Source organism: Synechococcus sp. Cruz CV12-2-Slac-r, assembly GCF_024346075.1.
Taxonomy (GTDB): domain Bacteria; phylum Cyanobacteriota; class Cyanobacteriia; order PCC-6307; family Cyanobiaceae; genus Synechococcus_D.
Map to the genome: position 1 here is coordinate 1 of NZ_JAGQEK010000200.1, position 2,555 is coordinate 2,555.

Sequence of the window (2,555 nt, forward strand, 5' to 3'; positions counted from 1 at the left end):
AGTTTGGCCAAGAAGAAGAGACCTACAACATCGTTGCAGCCCACGGCTACTTCGGTCGCTTGATCTTCCAATACGCGTCATTTAATAACAGCCGTAGCCTGCACTTCTTCTTAGCTGCATGGCCAGTAGTTGGCATCTGGTTCACCGCCCTTGGCGTGAGCACAATGGCCTTCAACTTGAACGGTTTCAACTTCAACCAGTCGATTCTCGATGGCCAAGGCCGTGTAGTGAATACCTGGGCTGATATCTTGAACCGCGCTGGTTTGGGTATGGAAGTAATGCATGAGCGTAATGCCCATAACTTCCCACTCGATCTTGCAGCAGCAGAAAGCGCTCCAGTAGCACTAACCGCCCCTGCAATCGGTTGATCACTAACTAAGCAAATCGCTTAATTAGAGGAATAGAAATCGCCCCCGCTAACGCGGGGGCTTTTTAATGGTTTAACTCATTTGCTTATATAACTAGTTTTGCTTCCATTCCATTACTGAGCCATCTGCTACTAGCCATATTTTTTCATCTTTTGAACAGGGATGGCCCCCCGTTAAACGTCCGAATGCAGGTAAGGCAAGCCGCTCATACTTTTCGCTGTAGCTGAAACATTGCAGACGCAAGCGATCGGCGCCTCCACCAACTACCGCTACAGGATGAAGGTGTCCGCAAATATTTAAAAGCCCTGCCCGTGGTTCTGGTATGTGGCTTAACCACCAGCCGCCTAAGGCCTGTGCTGGTTCTTGGCATAATCCTTCTATCCAGCTTCCCTTTTCATGGTTGCCACCAATAAGGCGTAATGGGCAACCCAGTAATTCAGGTAAAGCCTTAAGTTTCAACCTCAATTCAGGGGTAAGGCCAAGATGGCTATGAATTAAATCACCAAGCACGATCACCTGCTCGGGTTGCATTTGATGGGCCAGATTCAATAGATCGTTCAGTGTGCTGCAATCACCATCACTAGGAAATGGAATTCCATAACATTGAAAAGTTTCTGCCTTGCCTAAATGTAAATCTGCTAAAAATAAGATTTTCTGCAGCGGATCCCAGGCAGCTTTTGCTCCTAATAATTCCAATTTTTTGCCACGCCAGTGAAATAACACGTTAATTTTCTGCCCGTTCAGCTTCTTCACGCAATCTCTCCAGCCGTTGCAAAAGTGATTCATTACTCATACGGTTATTTAATCGTTCTGCGAGCAGGGGGAAGGCAAAAGGAGAAGGCCGCGCAGTGCGTTCCAATTGCAGGTTGCATCTTTTTAAGCGTTGCAGGGCGCCTGTGATTCTTGGTAGATCTAACTGTTCAGTTAGCACTTCAGATCTTGCTTGAGCAAGTAATCGATTGTTTGGTTCGTGGCGATTAAAAACATCAAACAAAAGTGCTGCGCTTATCTGCAATTGTCCGCCTGATTTGCTTTTTCCTGGAAATCCATTTAGCACTAAACCACTAATTTGAGCAATGCCTCGGAAACGGCGGCGGCATAACTCTGAAAGGTTTATTGCCTGTTCTAAATCAAGATCTAAATCAACATTTGAAAGCAATTCATCGCTATAAACTTCAAATAATTCTTCAAATGGATAGCCCTTAGGCGCTAGCAACTCAAAGCCGTAGTCGTTCACCGACACGGTAATTGTGCTTGCTTGTTTTCTTGTTAGTCGCCAAGCCCAAAGGAATCCCATGCCCTCGTGAACAAAGCGGCCTTCAAAGGGGTAGGCATAAAGATGGCTTCCTTCACGGCTATTGCACACCTCCACCAGCAGTTCATTTTGGAGTGGCAATCTTGATATCTGCTTTTGTCTTTCTAGCAGTGGCTCCAGGGCTTGCAATTCAGGGCTATCGAGCTCTGCCTGGCCAGCCAGCGCTTTGGCGCAACGGTCTACTTCAGTGCGCAGGTGCTGGCTTAATAGATCCGATAACGCCATCTGCCCCCCGCTCCAGGCGGGCACCATATTGGTTTTTTTTGAGCTTGCTTTTACGTATGCAGTCATCTCCCGTAGCCGTATAAATTCCAATTGACGCCCTGCGAAAAAAAATACATCTCCCGCTTTTAGCCTGCTAATGAATGCCTCCTCCACATGACCCAGCACAACTCCGCGCACAAAACGTACTGTTATTGATCTATCAGCGGTAATAGTGCCGATATTCATGCGATGCAGCCTCGCAATAGTTTTTTCTTTTACTAAGCAGCGATTGTCTTCGCGTTCAAGCTTGCGGTAACGCGGGTAGGCATTAAGGCAGTCGCCGCCATGTTCTAAAAAATTTAAGCACCACTGCCAATCGCTATCGCTCAGTTTGCGATAGCTCCATGCCGTGCGAATTACCGCTAGCTCCTTATCAGCTTCAAAGCCGGGTCCGCAGGCAAGGCTGGTGAGATGTTGCAGCAGCACATCGATCGGCGCATTTGGTGCACGGCGCTCCTCCACTAACCCTTCCGCTAACCCTCTGCGTAGAGCGCTTAATTCCAATAGCTCCAACGCGTTGGTTGGCATAAATAAAACCTGTGAGGTGCCTCCAGGTGTATGGGCGCTACGACCAGCCCGTTGTAATAATCGAGCCACATTTTTTGCTG

At 47.7% G+C, this 2,555-nt stretch carries 1 protein-coding gene and 2 pseudogenes; 1 reads left to right on the plus strand and 2 read right to left on the minus strand.

What is annotated here, in order from left to right:
• Positions 1-368: pseudogene (locus KB557_RS10580) on the plus strand (photosystem II q(b) protein); the annotation flags it as partial.
• A gap of 93 nt (positions 369-461) precedes the next feature.
• Here the strand turns inward: KB557_RS10580 and pdeM are convergent.
• A complete protein-coding gene (gene pdeM, locus KB557_RS10585) occupies positions 462-1,097 on the minus strand; it encodes a ligase-associated DNA damage response endonuclease PdeM (protein WP_255134019.1) in 636 nt (211 codons plus the stop codon).
• Positions 1,093-2,555, minus strand: a pseudogene (locus tag KB557_RS10590) (DNA ligase-associated DEXH box helicase); the annotation flags it as partial. The gene pdeM and the pseudogene KB557_RS10590, both read right to left, overlap by 5 nt.